The sequence below is a fragment of the Bacteroides gallinarum DSM 18171 = JCM 13658 genome, from assembly GCF_000374365.1.
GTDB lineage: Bacteria > Bacteroidota > Bacteroidia > Bacteroidales > Bacteroidaceae > Bacteroides > Bacteroides gallinarum.
In genome coordinates this window covers 92,770-110,297 of the sequence record NZ_KB894122.1, presented here as the reverse complement: position 1 = coordinate 110,297, position 17,528 = coordinate 92,770, and the positions used below count along the sequence as shown (strand labels likewise).

Here is a 17,528-nt window from a genome sequence, read left to right as displayed (position 1 = left end):
TCATGCTTTTATAGGAAATCTTGTATGATTTAAATAAAATAGTACTTTGATGAAAATATTAATAACCGGAGGTGCCGGATTTATAGGCAGTAATCTGTGTGAGTATTTTGTAGAAAGAGGTTTTGATGTGGTTTGTTTGGATAATTTATCTACAGGATTCATACACAATATAGAATCATTATTATTTATTTCAAATTTCTCTTTTATAAATGGAGATGTTCGGGATTTGGGAGTTTGTCGGAATGCGGTAAAAGGATGCGATATTGTTCTCCATGAAGCGGCTTTGGGTTCAGTACCACGTTCTATCACTGACCCTATACAGACAAATGAAAATAATATAGTTGGTTTTTTAAATATGTTGGTAGCTGCGAGGGATGAAGGAGTAAAACGGTTTGTTTATGCTGCAAGTTCTTCTACCTACGGAGATAGTAAAGAACTCCCCAAAATAGAATATAATATCGGTAGACCTCTTTCTCCGTATGCCATTACAAAGTTTGTGAATGAGCTTTATGCCAATGTCTTTTCAGACTTGTATGGAATCGAGACAATAGGTTTAAGGTATTTCAACGTGTTTGGTCGTAGACAAAATCCTAATGGAGCTTATGCAGCAGTAATACCACTTTGGGTAAAAACTTTGATAAATCATGAGTCACCTATTATTAATGGAGACGGTAGCTATTCGCGGGATTTTACTTACATTGATAATGTGATACAAGCTAATTACTTGGCTGTCACTATTTCTAAAGAAGATATTGTTAGGCGTTCTTCTTTGTATAACATGAATTTGCCGGCAAATGCAGCATTAGATTTAGTTTTTAATGTAGCTTATGGAGGAAATACAACGTTACTTCAATTATTTGAATGTTTAAAATTTCATTTGGCTAAGTTCGATCAAAAAATAAAACTTATTGAACCTATTTTTAGAGAGAGCAGAAAGGGAGACATTCCACATTCACAGGCCTCTATTGAGAAAGCTAAAAGGATTTTAGGATACAAACCTGAATATAGTGCCATTGAGGGATTGGAACGGGCGTGTGAATGGTATTGGAATAATATAAAATAAAAATGAAAGTTCTATTTGTCTGTAGTGGGAATAGTAAAAATTTCAGTATTTCGCCGTTTATAAAGTCACAAGGAGAGTCTATAAAGAGTCAAGGAATCGAAGTGCAGTATTTTTCTATTATGAAAAAAGGATTCCAAGGTTATATACAAGAAGCGATAAGACTGAGATTTTTTTTAAAGGAAAATCATTTTGATGTAATACATGCACATTATTCTTTGAGTGCCTGGTGTGCAGTTCTTGCATTTTCTGGTATTCCAATAGTTATGTCACTAATGGGAGACGATGCTAATGGGAAATACAAGGCATCCGGGAAAAAAGTATATATGAGTTATGTACTTATAATTGCATCTTGGTTGATACAATTCTTTGTATGTAAGATTATCTGTAAATCTGCTTATATGCAGAGAATCATTATTAATAAAAAGAAATCTGTCATCATTCCGAATGGTGTAGTTCTCCAAGAGGTACAACCATTTGATAAACAGCAACAAAGACAACTTCTAAATTTGGAGGAAGATAAGATTTATTTATTATTTTTGGGAAATACAAAGGATAGAAATAAAAACTTTCAGTTGCTAAAAAAGGCTTTTAATTTGATGCAGTCTGAGAATGAGAAATTGCTGGCTCCATATCCGATAGAACATGGTAAAGTGGTCCAATATTTAAATGCGGTGGATGTACTTGTCGTTCCATCTCTTATGGAAGGTTCACCAAATGTGGTTAAAGAAGCAATGGCTTGCAATACCACTGTTGTTGCAACGGATGTTGGAGATATCAGATGGTTGTTTGGAGAAGAAAAGGGTTATTATATAACTGATTTTACACCAGAGGATTGTGCAAATAACTTAAAAAAAGCAGTTGAATATTCAACTTGTCAAGGCAAAACAAACGGACGCCAGAGAATAATTGATTTAGGATTGAGCTCAGTATCTGTAGCCGAAAGGATTATCTCTTTGTATAAGGAAATTTTAAATGTTGATTGAATTATGTGTGGCATTTGTGGCATTATAAAATTGGACGGTGAATTGGTTCAGGAACGAACTTTACATTCGATGATGCGAAAGATGAAATATCGCGGTCCAGATGATGATGGGACTTTTATCTTTAAGAACATCGGATTTGGATTTGTTCGTTTAAGTATTATTGATTTGAGCAAAGCTGGTCACCAACCTTTCCAGGGGGAGAATGGACGTTTCACAATTGTTTTTAATGGGGAAATTTATAATTATATCGAACTTAGAAAAGAATTGGAAACAAAAGGGTTTGTCTTTACAACTCAAACAGACACAGAAGTTTTATTGAAATCTTATATTTATTGGGGAAGGGATTGTCTGGATAAATTAAACGGAATGTTTGCATTCGTTATTTATGATAAAGAAGCTGACATTATTTTTGGTGCAAGAGATCGTTATGGTATTAAACCTTTCTATTATTATTGCGATAGCCGGCAATTTATATTTGCTTCTGAAATACCTTCTATTCTGGAAACAAAATGTGTTATTCCATGTCCTAATAACCAAATAGTTTTTGATTATCTGACATTTAATAGAACAGACCAAACAAAAAATACTTTTTTTGAAGAAATAAAAAGATTGCAACATGGATATTTTTTTACTATCAAAAATGGTGAATTCAAGACTGAAAAGTGGTATGATTTACGTGAACGTGTAAAATTGGCAGTACCATTTTGCGACGAATATGAATATAAAATGTGCTTGAAATCATCCATTGAGCTAAGATTGAGAAGTGATGTACCTATTGGAGTGTGCCTGAGTGGTGGATTGGATTCTTCATCAATAACATCTGTGGTAGTAAAAGAATATGGAAAGAAGGATTTGAATACTTTTTCAGCTGTATATAAAAAAGGGGACAGAGGAGATGAATCTGAATACATTAATGAATATAAGAACATATTGAAAAAAATGTTTTTTACACATCCTACAGCAGAAAGCCTATTACAGGATATTCCTGATTATGTGCGTATTCATGCTGAGCCTATCCCGTCTTTGGGACCTTATGCCCAATACAAGGTTATGCAAGCAGCAAAAGGAAATGTAGTAGTAACATTGGATGGGCAAGGTGCTGATGAAGAATTAGCAGGATATCATTACTTCTATGGCTTTTACTTCAAAGATTTATTCTGTTCGGGTAGGTTTGGCACACTTATAGATGAAATGAGAGCCTATTGGGGAATACATCATTCTATTTACGCTTATAAAACATTTTTGTATTTTCTTCTTCCGAAATATTTAAGAACTTCGGTTCGTGCTAATGAATATGGTTATATGAGAAAGGAATTTATCAGACAGTATTCAAGGCGGAATAGTATTGCAGGTAATTTATATGGTTCTTCTTCCTTAAATGATGCATTGTTAGATCATTTTGAGTATAAGCTAGAACATCTTTTAAAATGGGATGACCGTAATTCTATGGCAAATTCTATAGAATCAAGAGTCCCATTTTTAGATTACCGATTGGTAGAGAGAACTTTGGCAACAAAAACTTCTGAAAAAATAAGTAATGGTGTGACTAAGAATATACTGCGAAAAGCAATGCAAGGAATATTGCCGGAAAAAATAAGGACTCGGATGGATAAAGTGGGATTTGAGACTCCTCAGGACGAATGGTTTAGGACTCCGATATTTCAAAAATACATTAGAGCAATAATAGATAGTGAATCATTCGGGGATAGAGGTTATTTTGATGTACAAAAAGTTCATGAACTATATCGGAATCATTTAGAAGGGAAAATCAGTATTTCTAAAGAAATATGGAAATGGATTCATTTGGAATTATGGTTTAGAGAGTTTATTGATGATAAAAAAATGGAATAGTACCAATAATCTATATTTTATCGATGAAAAATAAAAATATTGTAATTTACCTTGGGCATCCAGCCCAATTTCATTTTTTCAAATACATAATAAAAGAACTTCAAAAAAAAGGATATTGTGTAAAACTTTTGTTGAAAACAAAAGATATTCTTGAACAACTTGTTCAAGAAGCAGGGTTAGATTATATAAATATCCAGAAAAATGTTCGTAAAAATAATATTTTTTCGATAGCCAAAGCATCATTGGCACGTACGTTTCAAGTTTTTAGAATAGCGCGGCAGTGTAAGGCTAATATAATTTTGGGTACTGATGCTTCTGTTGCGCAAGCTTCTTGTTTGTTACACATTGCAGGTGTTACTGTGTTGGAGGATGATATTGATATTATTGCAAAAATGGCGAAAATCACTTTCCCCTTTTCTGATAGTATTGTTGTTCCAATGGTATGCAGGGTTGGAAAATGGGAAAATAAAAAAGTTGGTTATCATGGATATATGAAATTAGCTTATTTGCATCCTAACTATTTTGTGCCTGATAAGAAGGTGGTAGAAAAATATATTCCAGATGATAAATACTGTATTGTAAGACTGGCACAACTTACAGCGTTTCATGATGTAGGTATCCAAGGGCTCAACGTGAACTTGGTCTTAAGTATTATCCGCAATGCAGAAACATATGGATATAGAGTATATATCAGTTCGGAATCTGAATTAGATGAACAATTAAAAGCATACCAACTTAAAATAAAACATACTGATATTCATCATGTAATAAATTATGCATCTTTATTGGTTTCTGATAGCCAGAGTATGTCGGTAGAAGCAGCGATGTTAGGCGTTCCTTCATTAAGATTCAGTGATTTCTCAGGTAGGATAAGCGTGTTAGAGGAATTAGAACATAAATATGGTTTGACCTATGGTATTAAGACAACTGAACCAGAAAAGCTTATAGATAGAGTGAATAGTTTTCTTTCTGATGTAAACCTCCGTGAGAAATTTTTGGAACGTCGTGAAAAAATGTTGGACGAAAAGATTGATGTAACAGCCTTTTTTGTTTGGTTTATTACGAACTATCCTCATAGTAAGACGATAATGGAAGAAAATCCGGATTATCAATTTATATTTAAATGAAAAAGATATTAACCGTAATCGGTGCACGCCCTCAAATAATAAAAGCTGCGGCCTTGTCGCGTGCTATCCGAAATAATTACTCCGATAGAATAAAAGAAGTAATTCTTCATACCGGACAACATTATGATATGAATATGTCTCAGGTGTTTTTTGAAGAATTATGTATTCCAAAACCTGATTATAACTTGAATGTAGGTTCCGGGAAACATGGAGAACAAACTGCAAAAATGATAGCCGGTATAGAAGAAATACTTTTGTCGGAACATTTTGACGGGGTGGTTTTATATGGTGATACGAACTCTACACTTGCCGGTGCGATTGCCGCTTCTAAGCTTCATGTTCCGATATTTCATATTGAAGCAGGATTACGTTCATTTAATATGGACATGCCGGAAGAAATAAACAGAATTGTTTGTGACCAATTATCTTCCATTTTATTTGCACCGACAAATACGGCAGTTGCAAATTTGAAGAATGAAGGATTCGAAATTACTCCGGCTATATTCCATGGAAACAAGTATCGGCAAGTGTATAATAGCGGTGATGTGATGTATGATAACAGTATGTATTTTGCGGCAATAGCTGATAAAAAGAGTAATATACTACGAGAGTATGGTTTGCAAACCGATAGTTTTGTATTGGCGACGATTCATCGGGATTATAATACGGATAGTAAAGAACGTTTAACGGATATATTCAAGGCGTTGTATTATATTGCAAATGAATATCGGATAAAGATAGTTATTCCATTGCACCCGCGGACGGCTAAATTACTGGAAAAAAATCTTGATGCTGAATTAATAGATAAAGTGAAACAATCGGTTCGAATTCTTATTTTGCCACCGGTTTCATTCCTTGATATGATTAGTTTGGAAAAGAATGCAAAATTGATTATGACCGATTCGGGGGGAGTTCAAAAAGAGGCTTTCTTTTATGAAAAACCTTGTATAATTCTTAGGTCGGAAACCGAATGGGTGGAAATCGTGGAAAATAATGCCGGTATAATTACGGATACAGATTTTGACAGAATCATAGATGCATACAAAGTGTTGTCTGTTGGTAATATGACTTTTCCTCAATTATTCGGTAACTCGAAAGCTGCAAATATTATTCTCGATAAGATAATAGCTTATTAAATTCAACATTTCTCACAATAAAATAGAGAACAATTAATATGGTAAAGAACATGAAGAAGTGGGGATGTATAGCCTTCGTGCTATGTGTCCTGGCAGGCTGTGCGTCTCAAAAACAGATTTCGTACCTGCAAGATGTGCCGGATGACTATCGGCAAAAGATAACACAGGATTATGACCTTAAGATTCATCCGGATGATTTGCTTTCTATCATGGTGAACAGCAAAGACCCCGAACTGGCACAGATGTTCAACTTGCCAATGGTGAGTTACCAGATTGCCAACAGCAATACCGGATATGCAGGAGGACAGAATAGAGTACTGGGCTATCTGGTGGATAAAGAGGGGTACATCGACTTCCCGCAGTTGGGAGTTATCAGGGTACAAGGGATGACACGTACCGAATTGACAAAATATATCAAAAACCAATTGATAGAAAAGGGGCTGATGAAAGACCCTATCGTAACCATTCAATTCCTGAACTTCAAAGTGTCGGTATTGGGAGAAGTGAACCGGCCGGGTACATTCGAGATTACCAGCGACCGCATTACCTTGCTGGACGCATTGAGCCTTGCAGGCGACTTGACCGTTTACGGGCAGCGCGAAAACGTAAAGGTTATCCGGGAGGAAAACGGAGAACGGGTAGTGGCTTCGCTGGATTTGCGAAATAAAGATTTATTATCCTCTCCTTATTATTACCTGCAACAGAATGATGTAGTGTATGTAGAACCCAATAAGGTAAAGGCGGGGCAACGGGAGATTAACCAGAACAGAACCATAGGCACGTTCGCTTCTATTCTATCGGTAATGGTATCCTTGGCAGTGCTTATATTCAAATAAAAAAACAGTAAAGAAAAAAGTTTATGGGAAAAGATAGGTTTGAAGATTTGGACTTCATAGATTTTAATGACAGCCGCCAGCAGGAGAGCACGGTGATTGCCGATATGTTGTCGGCGGTGTATCGCAACCGGAAATGGTTCATCTTGTCCGTGGTGGTGTGTGTCTTGATAGGTTTTCTGTATCTGAAAAGTTCCCCGAAAATGTTTCTACGCACCGCAATAGTATTGGTAAAAGATGAAAATAAGGGTGGAGGAATTAATGGAACGACAGCTTTTCAGAATTTATTCTCTTTGGGCAGTAGTACAATAGACAATGAAGTTGGAATTTTTAAAAGTAAACGGTTAATGCGGTTAGTTGCCAAAAGATTGTGTTTGGATGTAAGTTATAAAGAGTGGGATGGGTTGAGAAAGAAGGAACTTTATACATCTACACCGTTTACTGTTACTTTTTTCGATGCAGTGCCAACACAGAAAATAAGTCTTACCATTACAATGTTGGATAACGGGAAAGTAACTTTATCAAACATGATTGTACATGATGATTTGACTAAAAAGGAATTTAAAGAAAACTTGATTGTACAACCAGGTGATACAGTAAATACCCCGGTAGGAAAAATTATGGTAGCAACTACATTGTTTACAAATGAGAGTTACATCGACAAAAGAGTATATGTAACAAAAGGAAATTTGAAGAGCATTTCAGATGAATACAATAATGCTTTGGATGTAGAAGTAACAAGTGAGCAGTCGTCATTGATATCCCTGAGCATAGAGGACGAGAATGTGCAGCGGGCGGAGGATTTGCTGAATACGCTGATTGAGGTTTATAAGAACGACGCTATCGAGGACAAAAACAGGATTGTGATAAATACTGCCAAATTCATAAACGATAGGTTGGAAATCATAGAAGCTGACTTGGCTACCGTGGATGCGGAAATAGAGAATTATAAGAAAAAGAATAAACTGACGGATATTGCCTCGGAAAGTGCCTTGTACCTGCAAAGTTCGAGCATGCTGGACACGGAAGGGTTGAGCGTGGAAAACCAACTGAACATGGCGCAGTACATGAAGGAGTATTTGCAGGATAACTCGAAAACGACAGACCCTATTCCTGCCAGTATCGGGATAGACGATATGGGGGTGCAGAACCTGATTATGGAGTATAATACGGTGTTGACGCGGAGGAATAAGCTGATAGCCAACAGCAGTGAGGGCAACCCGCTCGTGCGGGACTTGAACGGTACGCTGATGTCCATGCGTCTGTCTATCGCGAAGGCTGTGGACAACCTGATAGCGAGCCTGGAGATACAGGCGGCCAATATGAAGAACAAGGAGCGCGAGAATAGCGATAAAATAGCGTTCGTGCCTACCCAACTGAAATATGTGGTAAGCATCGAGCGGCAACAGAAGATAAAGGAGGAGTTGTATTTGTTCCTGCTGAACAAGAAGGAGGAGAATGAGCTCCAACTTTCTATTACGGAGAGTAATTGCCGCATCATAGACCCGGCGGAAGGGGTGGACTTGCCGGTCGCTCCCAAGAAGGCGCAGGTGATATTGATTTCTTTGCTGGCGGGAATCATGCTGCCCGCCCTGTGGATTTATATCCGTTCGCTGCTCAATACCAGCGTGCATACGAAGAAGGAACTGAAAACGGGTGTGAACATTCCTTTCCTGGGTGAAGTGCCGCTCGAGAAGAACAAACACGAGAAGGATATCGTAGTGCAGGAGGGCAGCAGGGAGAGTATCTGCGAGGCGTTCAAGATAGTACGCGATAACCTGGACTTTATGGATACGGAGAAGAAAACGGCAGGAAAGGTGGTGCTGGTAACTTCTGCCAATCCCGATTCGGGAAAGACCTTTATCACGCTGAACCTGGCTATGAGTATGGCGTTGGCTAATGTAAGGGTGGTAATTCTCGACCTGGACTTGCGGAAAGGTTCTTTGAGCAAGTGTGTCGGCATAGGAATGAAAAAGACCGGTATATCGAACTACCTGAGCGGTAAGGTGGATGATGTGAAAGAATTGGTACAGGTTTGCGGGGAAGATAGCCGGCTGCACATCATTACCTCGGGAGCGTTGCCGCCCAATCCTGCGGAATTGCTGAAAAGCGGCAGGCTCGACCGGTTGATAGAGGAGCTGAAAAAGAGTTATGATTATATCCTGTTGGATAATCCGCCTTATGGCGTAGTGGTGGATACACAGCTATGCGGACGGCTGGCAGACCAGACGATTTATGTGGTGCGTTCGGGCTTGTTCGACAAACGGATGTTACCGGAATTGCAGGAGCTGTATGATTCGGGAAAGATGAAGAATATGAGTATCTTGCTGAACGGGATAGATTATGTAAAGACGGGCTATGGATATGGCTACGGTTACGGGTATGGTTACGGCAATTACGGGAACGATGAGGAGCGGAAGAACAAGAAGCCGCTGTACAAAAGGATATTCGGGATTTAAACGATAAGTGTATGTTTTTCTTACGGCATAAAAAGCGGCTGGCGGATACCGGCTTTTTCAAGGGTTTCGTGGATAGCCACAGCCATATCCTTCCGGGGGTGGACGACGGCATAAAGACGATAGAGGAGTCTTTGGAGGTGTTGGCGCACTTCGGCTCGCTCGAGGTGAAGAAGGTGAGGCTGACGCCTCATGTGATGAACGGCGTGGAGCATTGGGAGGATGTGTTGCAGGCTTTCGATACGTTGCGCAGGCGTTATTCCGGAGAAATCGTGCTCGAGCTGGGGGCTGAATATATGCTGGATTCCGGTTTCCAGGAGAGGTTGGAGAGGGGTTTGCAGCCTTTGTACGGGGATTGCGTGTTGGTGGAGACGTCTTATTTTTCTCCTCCCAACAACCTGGATGAGTTGTTGTATAATGTGTCGCTCGCCGGATATACGCCGGTGATTGCACATCCCGAACGTTATCTTTATATGAGGTACGGCGATTATCGCGAGCTGAAGAACAAGGATTGCCTGTTGCAGTTGAACTTGCTTTCGCTCGCCGGTTATTATGGAAAACAGGTGATGAAAAATGCTGAATCCTTACTGGAAAAAGGTATGTACGATATGGTAGGGACGGATTTGCATAACCTGGAAACTTTCAGGAAATGGATAGGGAATGTGAGGCTGGCGGATAGGCTGGCAAGGGAAATAACATCTCTCCGCTGAACCTCAAAGCTCACAATGAATTAGGGAAGCCCCGGGAGCCTGTGTCGCAGCAGGATTCCGGGGCTTCTGCCGTTTTGGGAGTATTTAGAGTTTTCTATTAAATTTGTGAGAGTAGTTCTGATATATTTCCGTATCTTTGCCCCGTTATTGAATATTGCAACAACGAATTCATAGAAACCGGAACATGATAAAGAAAGTCGTAAAAGTCCTTTGGATTTTCATAGCACTGATAGCACTGGCATGCGTTATTATTTTCTTCTCGATAGCAAAAGGTTGGATTGGCTATATGCCTCCTGTGGAAGACCTGGAAAACCCGAATTACAAATTTGCAACGGAAATATTCTCGGAAGACGGAAAGGTGCTGGGTACTTACTCTTACAGCAAGGAGAACCGTGTGTTCGTAGGATATAACGAGCTGTCTCCCTATATTATCAATGCGCTGATTGCTACGGAGGATGTACGGTTTGCCGAACATTCGGGTATCGACGCCATTGCCTTGTTCCGTGCCGTGGTGAAGCGGGGGATACTGATGCAGAAGAATGCCGGCGGGGGAAGCACGATTAGCCAGCAGCTTTCCAAGCAGCTCTACTCGCCGAGTGCCGATAATATCATGGAACGTTTGTTCCAGAAGCCTATCGAGTGGGTGATTGCCGTGAAGCTGGAACGGTACTACACCAAAGAGGAGATTCTGACGATGTATCTTAACAAATTCGACTTTCTGAACAATGCGGTGGGCATAAAGACGGCTGCTTATACTTATTTCGGTTGCGAACCGAAGGACTTGAAGATAGAGGAGGCGGCCACTTTGGTGGGTATGTGCAAGAATCCTTCCCTTTACAACCCGGTACGTTATAACGAGCGTTCGCGCGGGCGCCGTAATGTGGTGCTCGACCAGATGCGCAAGGCGGGATATATTACCGTAGAGGAGCGCGACTCGTTGCAGGCTTTGCCTCTGGAATTGTCGTACCACCGTGTAGACCATAACGAGGGGTTGGCGACTTATTTCCGCGAGTACCTGCGTGGCGTGCTGAATGCCAAGAAGCCCGATAAATCGGATTACCGCGGCTGGCAGATGCAGAAATATTACGAGGATTCGCTCGACTGGGAGAATAACCCGCTGTTCGGCTGGTGCGAGAAGAATACGAAGAAGGACGGAAGCAAGTACAATCTTTATACGGACGGGCTGAAAATCTATACGACTATCGACTCCCGTATGCAGAAGTATGCCGAGGATGCCGTGACCGAGCATCTGAAGGAGTTGCAGGGGTATTTCTTCAAAGAGAAAAAGGGGGCGAAGAAAGCGCCTTATACTTTCCGCCTGACGCAGGAGCAGGTGGACGAAATCCTGGGACGTGCCATGAGGTTGTCCGACCGCTACCGCATCATGAAGAGGGCGGGGGCTTCCGAGGCCGAGATAAAGAAGGCGTTCGACACGCCCGAGGAGATGTCCGTTTTCAGTTGGAGCGGAGAGAAGGATACGATTATGACTCCAATGGATTCCATACGTTATTACAAATTCTTCCTGCGTGCGGGATTTATGTCTATGGACCCGCGGAACGGCCATGTAAAGGCGTATGTAGGCGGACCTAATCATCATTATTTCAAATATGACATGGCAATGGTGGGACGCCGCCAAATCGGTTCTACCATGAAACCTTATGTGTATTCGCTTGCCATGGAGAACGGTTTCTCGCCCTGCGACCAGGCGCGTCATGTGGAATATACGCTGATTGACGAAAACGGAAAACCCTGGACGCCGCGTAATGCCAACAATAAGCGTTACGGCGAAATGGTGACGGTGAAGTGGGGGCTGGCTAATTCGGACAACTGGATTACGGCGTATCTGATGAGTAAGTTGAACCCGTACGAGCTGAAACGGCTGGTGCACAGTTTCGGTGTACGCAACCGCGATATTGTGCCTTCCGTGTCTCTCTGTCTCGGTCCTTGCGAAATCTCGGTGGGCGAAATGGTGAGTGCATATACGGCATTCCCCAACAAGGGTATTCGCGTAGCGCCTCTGTTCGTAACCCGCATCGAGGATAACGACGGCAATGTGCTGGCTACGTTCTCGCCGGAGATGCAGGAGGTAATCAGTGCATCGAGTGCTTATAAGATGCTGGTGATGTTGCGTGCCGTAATCAATGAAGGTACGGGCGGACGGGTGCGCCGTCTGGGTGTAAAGGCCGATATGGGCGGTAAGACCGGTACGACGAACTTCAACTCCGACGGCTGGTTCATGGGCTTTACGCCTTCGCTGGTGTCGGGCTGCTGGGTGGGCGGCGAAGACCGCGATATCCATTTCGATACGATGCTCCACGGGCAGGGTGCTTCTATGGCATTGCCTATCTGGGCGAAATATATGGTGAAAGTACTGGGCGACAAGTCTTTGGGGTATGACGAGAACGAGACTTTCGAGCTGCCCGAGGGCTTCGACCCGTGTAAGGACAACAGCTACGAGGAGGATACGGAGCCGGCATCGGACATGGGGCTGGATGATATATTCAATTAAAACCGGGAATTAGGAAGTTAGGGTTTCTTCCTTCCTATGTTTCGATTTTCTGTTTTTTGATTATACCGTTATGGTTTACACGATTTGTATCGGCAGTAATGAGCATCGGAGAGATAATCTGGCGCTGGCGCGTAAGAGGCTGGCGGAACTGTTTCCGGATATCCGCTTTTCGGCGGAGGCGGATACGAAGCCGTTGTTGTTGCGGCGGCAGGCGTTGTTTGCCAATCAGGTAGCGCGTTTTATGTCCGATTATGATGCGGGGGAGGTTATGCTCCACCTGAAAGATATAGAGCGGGAAGCCGGAAGGACTCCCGAGGAAAAGAAACGGGAGATTGTACGCCTGGATATCGACCTGTTGTCGTGCGACGGAAAGGTGTATAAACCGGAGGACTTGAAGCGCGATTATGTAGTGCGCGGATTGGAGGAGTTGGAGGAGGGAATGGCAGGGCGATAGGCTGGCCGTTTTCCTAATGATGTTGTAAATTAAGTTTTGATAATATGAAGTTTTTGGGAATAATTCCCGCCCGTTACGCGTCTACGCGTTTCCCTGCCAAACCTTTGGCTTTATTGGGCGGAAAAACCGTTATTCAGCGGGTATATGAACAGGTTACCGGCGTTTTGGACGATGCTTATGTAGCTACCGACGACGAACGCATCGAAGCGGCGGTAAAGGCTTTCGGCGGAAAGGTCGTAATGACGTCCGTGCATCATAAGAGCGGTACAGACCGTTGCTACGAGGCTTGCACCAAGATAGGGGAAGGTTTCGATGTGGTGGTGAATATCCAGGGGGATGAACCTTTTATACAGCCGTCCCAGTTGGAAACCGTGAAGGCTTGTTTCGACGACCCGGCTACGCAGATTGCTACCCTGGTAAAGCCTTTTACCGCGGAGAACGGTTTCGAGGCGTTGGAAAATGTCAATTCGCCCAAAGTGGTGCTCAGCAAGAATATGAATGCGCTTTATTTCAGCCGTTCTGTTATTCCGTACCAGCGCAATGCGGAGAAACGGGAGTGGCTGCAAAACCATACTTACTACAAGCACATCGGGTTGTATGCTTACCGGGTGGAGGTGCTGAAAGAGATAACCTCGCTTCCGCAGTCTCCGCTGGAACTGGCGGAATCGCTGGAGCAACTGCGCTGGCTGGAGAACGGTTATACCATTAAAGCGGGTATCACCGAAGTGGAGACGATAGGCATCGATACGCCACAGGATTTGGAACGTGCGGAACTTTTCCTGCAAGCCCGGAACGCCCGATGAGCAACGAACCGATGATGTCTTTGGATAGGAGCATCCAACCCAGGGTCAGGGATATCGAGCACTTGGCGGTGCAGATGCCCCGGCGTTCCGTCATGCCCAACGGTGTGCCTCTGAATGTGCTTGATTCCGGCGACAATGAGGTGGTGCGTATCGACCTGCTAATGGAGGGCGGGCGCTGGCAACAGTCGCAGCCGTTGCAGGCGTTGTTTGCCAACCGTATGCTTCGTGAGGGTACGTTGCGGTACAGTGCATCAGAAATAGCGGAGAAGCTGGATTATTACGGTGCGTGGTTGGAGTTGTCCAGTGCATCGGAATATGCGTACATCACTCTTTATTCTCTGAATAAATACCTGCCGCAGACACTGGAAATTCTGGAATCTATCGTGAAAGAGCCTGTGTTTCCCGAAAAGGAGCTGGGTATCATAGTGGATAACAATATACAGCAGTTTATCGTAAATTCATCCAAGGTGGATTTTCTGGCACACCGGGCTTTGATGAAGGCTGTGTATGGTGAGGAGCATCCTTGCGGACGTCTGGTACAAAAGGAGGATTATTACCGGATAAATCCTGCCGTATTGAGGGAGTTCTACGACCGGCATTACCACTCGGAGAATTGTACGGTGTACGTTTCCGGAAAGGTGAGCGATGATTGTATCCGGCGGATAGAGGAGGCTTTCGGCAGGGAGGCTTTCGGCAAGGGGTTCCGTAAACCGGAGAGGAGGGAGTTTACCCCGGCTTCGGTAGCGAACAAACGGATTTTTGTAGAATATGCGGATGCCATGCAAAGCGCAGTGCGTATGGGCATGCTCTCTCTGGAACGCAGTCATCCCGATTATTTGAAGGCGCGGGTGCTGGTAACGTTGTTCGGAGGTTATTTCGGTAGCCGCTTGATGTCCAATATCCGTGAGGAGAAGGGATATACTTACGGTATTGCAGCGGGTATCGTGCCGTACCCGGGGCAGGGGATGCTGGTGATTAATACGGAAACGACGAATGAGTTCGCAGAGCCTCTTATCGGGGAGGTTTATCATGAGATAGACCGCCTGCAGAATGAATTAGTGCCGGAGGACGAGCTTGCTATGGTGAAGAATTATATGCTGGGCGAGATGTGCCGCAGTTATGAGTCGGCATTCTCGCTGGCGGATGCATGGATGTTCGTACAGATTTCCGGTTTCGGCGATTCGCACTTCGAGGATGCACTGAATGCGGTCAAGGATATTACGCCCGGAGAGATACGCGAACTCGCCGGAAAGCATTTGTGCAAAGAGAATTTAAAAGAAGTCATAGCCGGCAAAAAAATGTCATAAAAAGCAGAGGGCGTCCCGTGGTTTTGGGAGATAAATCGTATCTTTGTCCGAATCCTAATAAAGTAACTTGTAATTGAAAATGAAATATCTATATACTGCAATCATTCTGGTATTCTTATCGCAGGGCAGTGCCGCAGCCCAAGAGAAAAGCGGCTTCTTCGATAAAATAAAGGGGACTTTTTCATCCGAGATAAAAATAGGGACGCATACTTTCAAGGACGGTTCCGTATATACCGGTGAAATGAAGGGACGTAAACCCAACGGTAAAGGAAAGACGGTTTTTAAGAACGGTGCTACTTATGAGGGCGAGTATGTCAAAGGAAAGCGCGAGGGCTACGGCGTCTATACTTTCACCGACGGCGAGAGGTACGAGGGACAATGGTTTCAAGACCAGCAGCATGGCAGGGGTATCTATTATTTCGTGAATAATAACCGGTACGACGGTATGTGGTATCAGGATTACCAGCATGGCAAAGGTACTATGTATTATTATAACGGCGATTTGTACGAGGGCGACTGGGTGAACGACAAGCGGGAAGGCCAGGGTACTTATACATGGAAGAACGGTTCCAGGTACATCGGCTCATGGAAAAACGACAAGAAAAACGGTGAGGGGACTTTGGTATGGAATGACGGTTCCAAATACGACGGTAATTGGAAGAACGACGTGCGCGACGGTAAGGGTACGTTCGAGTATGCCAACGGCGATAAGTACGTAGGCGACTGGAAAGAGGATATGCAGCACGGCAAGGGGATTTACTTCTTCCATACGGGCGACCGCTACGAGGGGTCTTATGTACAGGGAGAGCGTACCGGCGAGGGCATTTATTATCATGCCAGCGGCAATAAATATGTAGGAAACTTCAAAAACGGTATGCAGGACGGACGCGGCACGTTTACGTGGGCCAGCGGTGCTGTATATGACGGCGAATGGAAGAATAACCAACGCAACGGTTATGGTATCTACAAGTGGAACGTGGGCGATTCTTACGAGGGCGAATGGAAAGATAATAAGTTCAACGGTCAGGGAACCTTGATTCTTACCGACGGCACGAAATATAAGGGAGGCTTTGTAAACGGCCTGGAAGAAGGCAACGGAGTACAGGAAGATAAGAATGGAAACCGTTACGAAGGTTCTTTCAAGCAAGGCAAGAAAGACGGTCCGTTCGTGGAAACGGATAAGTTCGGAAGAGTGATACGGAAAGGAACGTATAAAATGGGGAGGCTGAGTAACTGAATGGAAGAGGCTAAGAGTTAAATATAGAGTTAAATATTAATATTAAAGGCTGCGCGGTTCGGGTGAACATTGCGCAGCCTTTATTTTTTGTTTTTTTATTTCTGTCCTGAATGCGAAATCAGATAATGTATTGGGAGCTTATCGATTCGTTGTTCATCACTCTTTTGATAGTCTCGGCAAACATATCGGCAATGCTCAACTGCTTTACCTTAGCGCATTTCTTGGCATAAGGAATACTGTCTGTAAATACCATTTCGGTCAGGCCGGATTCTTGTACGCGGAAAGATGCGGGGTCGGACATTACGCAATGGCTGGCAATGGCGCGGACGGATTTGGCACCGGCGTCCAGCATGAGGTTGGCTGCCTTGGTGATAGTGCCCGCCGTATCTACAATATCATCTACCAATACGACGTTCTTGTCTTTTACATCTCCGATAATCTGCATGGTGGCAACCACGTTCGCTTTTTCGCGTGTCTTGTTGCACAGTACCAAAGGTACGCCGAGGTATTTGGAGAAGGTGCTGGCACGCTTCGAACCGCCTACGTCGGGAGTTGCGATTACCAAATCTTCTAACTTTAACGATTCGATATATGGAAGGAATACCGCCGATGCATACAGATGGTCTACCGGAATGTTGAAGAAGCCTTGAATTTGGTCGGCATGGAGGTCCATAGTAATCAAACGGTCGATGCCTGCAACGGAAAGCAGGTCGGCCACCAGTTTGGCGCCGATAGAAACACGGGGTTTGTCTTTTCTGTCTTGGCGTGCCCAACCGAAATAAGGAACAACCGCGATTATGCTTTTGGCAGATGCTCTCTTGGCGGCATCGACCATTAGCAGGAGTTCCATTAAATTGTCGGAATTGGGGAAAGTGGATTGAACCAGGAATACGTTTGCGCCACGGATAGACTCTTCATAAGAAACAGCGAATTCACCATCAGCGAAGTGGGTGATGTTCATCTTTCCTAAAGGGCAATTAAGGCTGGCACAGATTTTTTCTGCAAGGTATCTCGAATTTGTTCCCGAGAATACCATAAAGGGTGCTTTTTCGCTCATTT

The 17,528-nt window shown here is 43.3% G+C and carries 14 protein-coding genes; 13 read left to right on the top strand and 1 reads right to left on the bottom strand.

Annotated features, from left to right (window positions below; translation table 11 throughout):
- Positions 1-49 precede the first annotated feature (49 nt).
- The 13 genes from C233_RS0106380 (at position 50) to C233_RS0106320 (ending at position 16,469) form a co-directional block, all read left to right on the top strand.
- Positions 50-1,063 carry an SDR family oxidoreductase gene (locus C233_RS0106380; protein ID WP_018666758.1) on the top strand — a complete coding sequence of 338 codons (1,014 nt, stop codon included), beginning with the start codon at positions 50-52 and terminating at the stop codon, positions 1,061-1,063.
- A 2-nt stretch (positions 1,064-1,065) separates the two neighbouring features.
- Positions 1,066-2,046, top strand: coding sequence for a glycosyltransferase (locus C233_RS0106375; RefSeq protein WP_018666757.1), 981 nt, complete (start codon positions 1,066-1,068; stop codon positions 2,044-2,046).
- 3 nt (positions 2,047-2,049) lie between these two features.
- Positions 2,050-3,897 carry an asparagine synthase (glutamine-hydrolyzing) gene (gene asnB, locus C233_RS0106370; RefSeq protein ID WP_018666756.1) on the top strand — a complete coding sequence of 616 codons (1,848 nt, stop codon included), beginning with the start codon at positions 2,050-2,052 and terminating at the stop codon, positions 3,895-3,897.
- 23 nt (positions 3,898-3,920) lie between these two features.
- The gene (locus tag C233_RS0106365; protein ID WP_018666755.1) at positions 3,921-5,024 is read left to right on the top strand and encodes a DUF354 domain-containing protein; all 1,104 of its coding nucleotides are present in this window, start codon (positions 3,921-3,923) and stop codon (positions 5,022-5,024) included.
- Positions 5,021-6,160 (top strand): non-hydrolyzing UDP-N-acetylglucosamine 2-epimerase, encoded by a 1,140-nt coding sequence (gene wecB / locus C233_RS0106360; protein WP_018666754.1) that lies wholly within the window; start codon positions 5,021-5,023, stop codon positions 6,158-6,160. The genes C233_RS0106365 and wecB overlap by 4 nt, the downstream gene beginning before the upstream one ends.
- A 38-nt stretch (positions 6,161-6,198) precedes the next feature.
- Positions 6,199-6,996, top strand: a complete 798-nt coding sequence (locus tag C233_RS0106355) for a polysaccharide biosynthesis/export family protein (RefSeq protein WP_018666753.1) — start codon at positions 6,199-6,201, stop codon at positions 6,994-6,996.
- Between the two features lie 23 nt (positions 6,997-7,019).
- Complete coding sequence (locus tag C233_RS0106350; RefSeq protein WP_018666752.1) at positions 7,020-9,452, top strand: GumC family protein; 2,433 nt, start codon at positions 7,020-7,022, stop codon at positions 9,450-9,452.
- Positions 9,453-9,463: 11 nt separating this feature from the next.
- Complete coding sequence (locus tag C233_RS0106345) at positions 9,464-10,159, top strand: tyrosine-protein phosphatase (protein WP_018666751.1); 696 nt, start codon at positions 9,464-9,466, stop codon at positions 10,157-10,159.
- A 184-nt stretch (positions 10,160-10,343) separates the two neighbouring features.
- Positions 10,344-12,668 carry a transglycosylase domain-containing protein gene (locus C233_RS0106340; RefSeq protein ID WP_018666750.1) on the top strand — a complete coding sequence of 775 codons (2,325 nt, stop codon included), beginning with the start codon at positions 10,344-10,346 and terminating at the stop codon, positions 12,666-12,668.
- 70 nt (positions 12,669-12,738) lie between these two features.
- A complete protein-coding gene (locus C233_RS0106335) occupies positions 12,739-13,122 on the top strand; it encodes a 2-amino-4-hydroxy-6-hydroxymethyldihydropteridine diphosphokinase (RefSeq protein ID WP_018666749.1) in 384 nt (127 codons plus the stop codon).
- A gap of 44 nt (positions 13,123-13,166) precedes the next feature.
- Positions 13,167-13,925 carry a 3-deoxy-manno-octulosonate cytidylyltransferase gene (gene kdsB, locus C233_RS0106330; protein ID WP_018666748.1) on the top strand — a complete coding sequence of 253 codons (759 nt, stop codon included), beginning with the start codon at positions 13,167-13,169 and terminating at the stop codon, positions 13,923-13,925.
- A gap of 11 nt (positions 13,926-13,936) precedes the next feature.
- On the top strand, positions 13,937-15,232 hold the full coding sequence (locus C233_RS0106325; RefSeq protein WP_034777547.1) for a M16 family metallopeptidase: 1,296 nt from the start codon (positions 13,937-13,939) through the stop codon (positions 15,230-15,232).
- Positions 15,233-15,311: 79 nt separating this feature from the next.
- Entirely contained in the window at positions 15,312-16,469 is a 1,158-nt protein-coding gene (locus tag C233_RS0106320) for an MORN repeat-containing protein (RefSeq protein WP_018666746.1), read from the top strand.
- A gap of 118 nt (positions 16,470-16,587) precedes the next feature.
- On the opposite strand, the gene C233_RS0106315 is transcribed toward C233_RS0106320, so the two are convergent.
- Positions 16,588-17,526, bottom strand: coding sequence for a ribose-phosphate pyrophosphokinase (locus C233_RS0106315; RefSeq protein ID WP_018666745.1), 939 nt, complete (start codon positions 17,524-17,526; stop codon positions 16,588-16,590).
- Positions 17,527-17,528 lie beyond the last annotated feature (2 nt).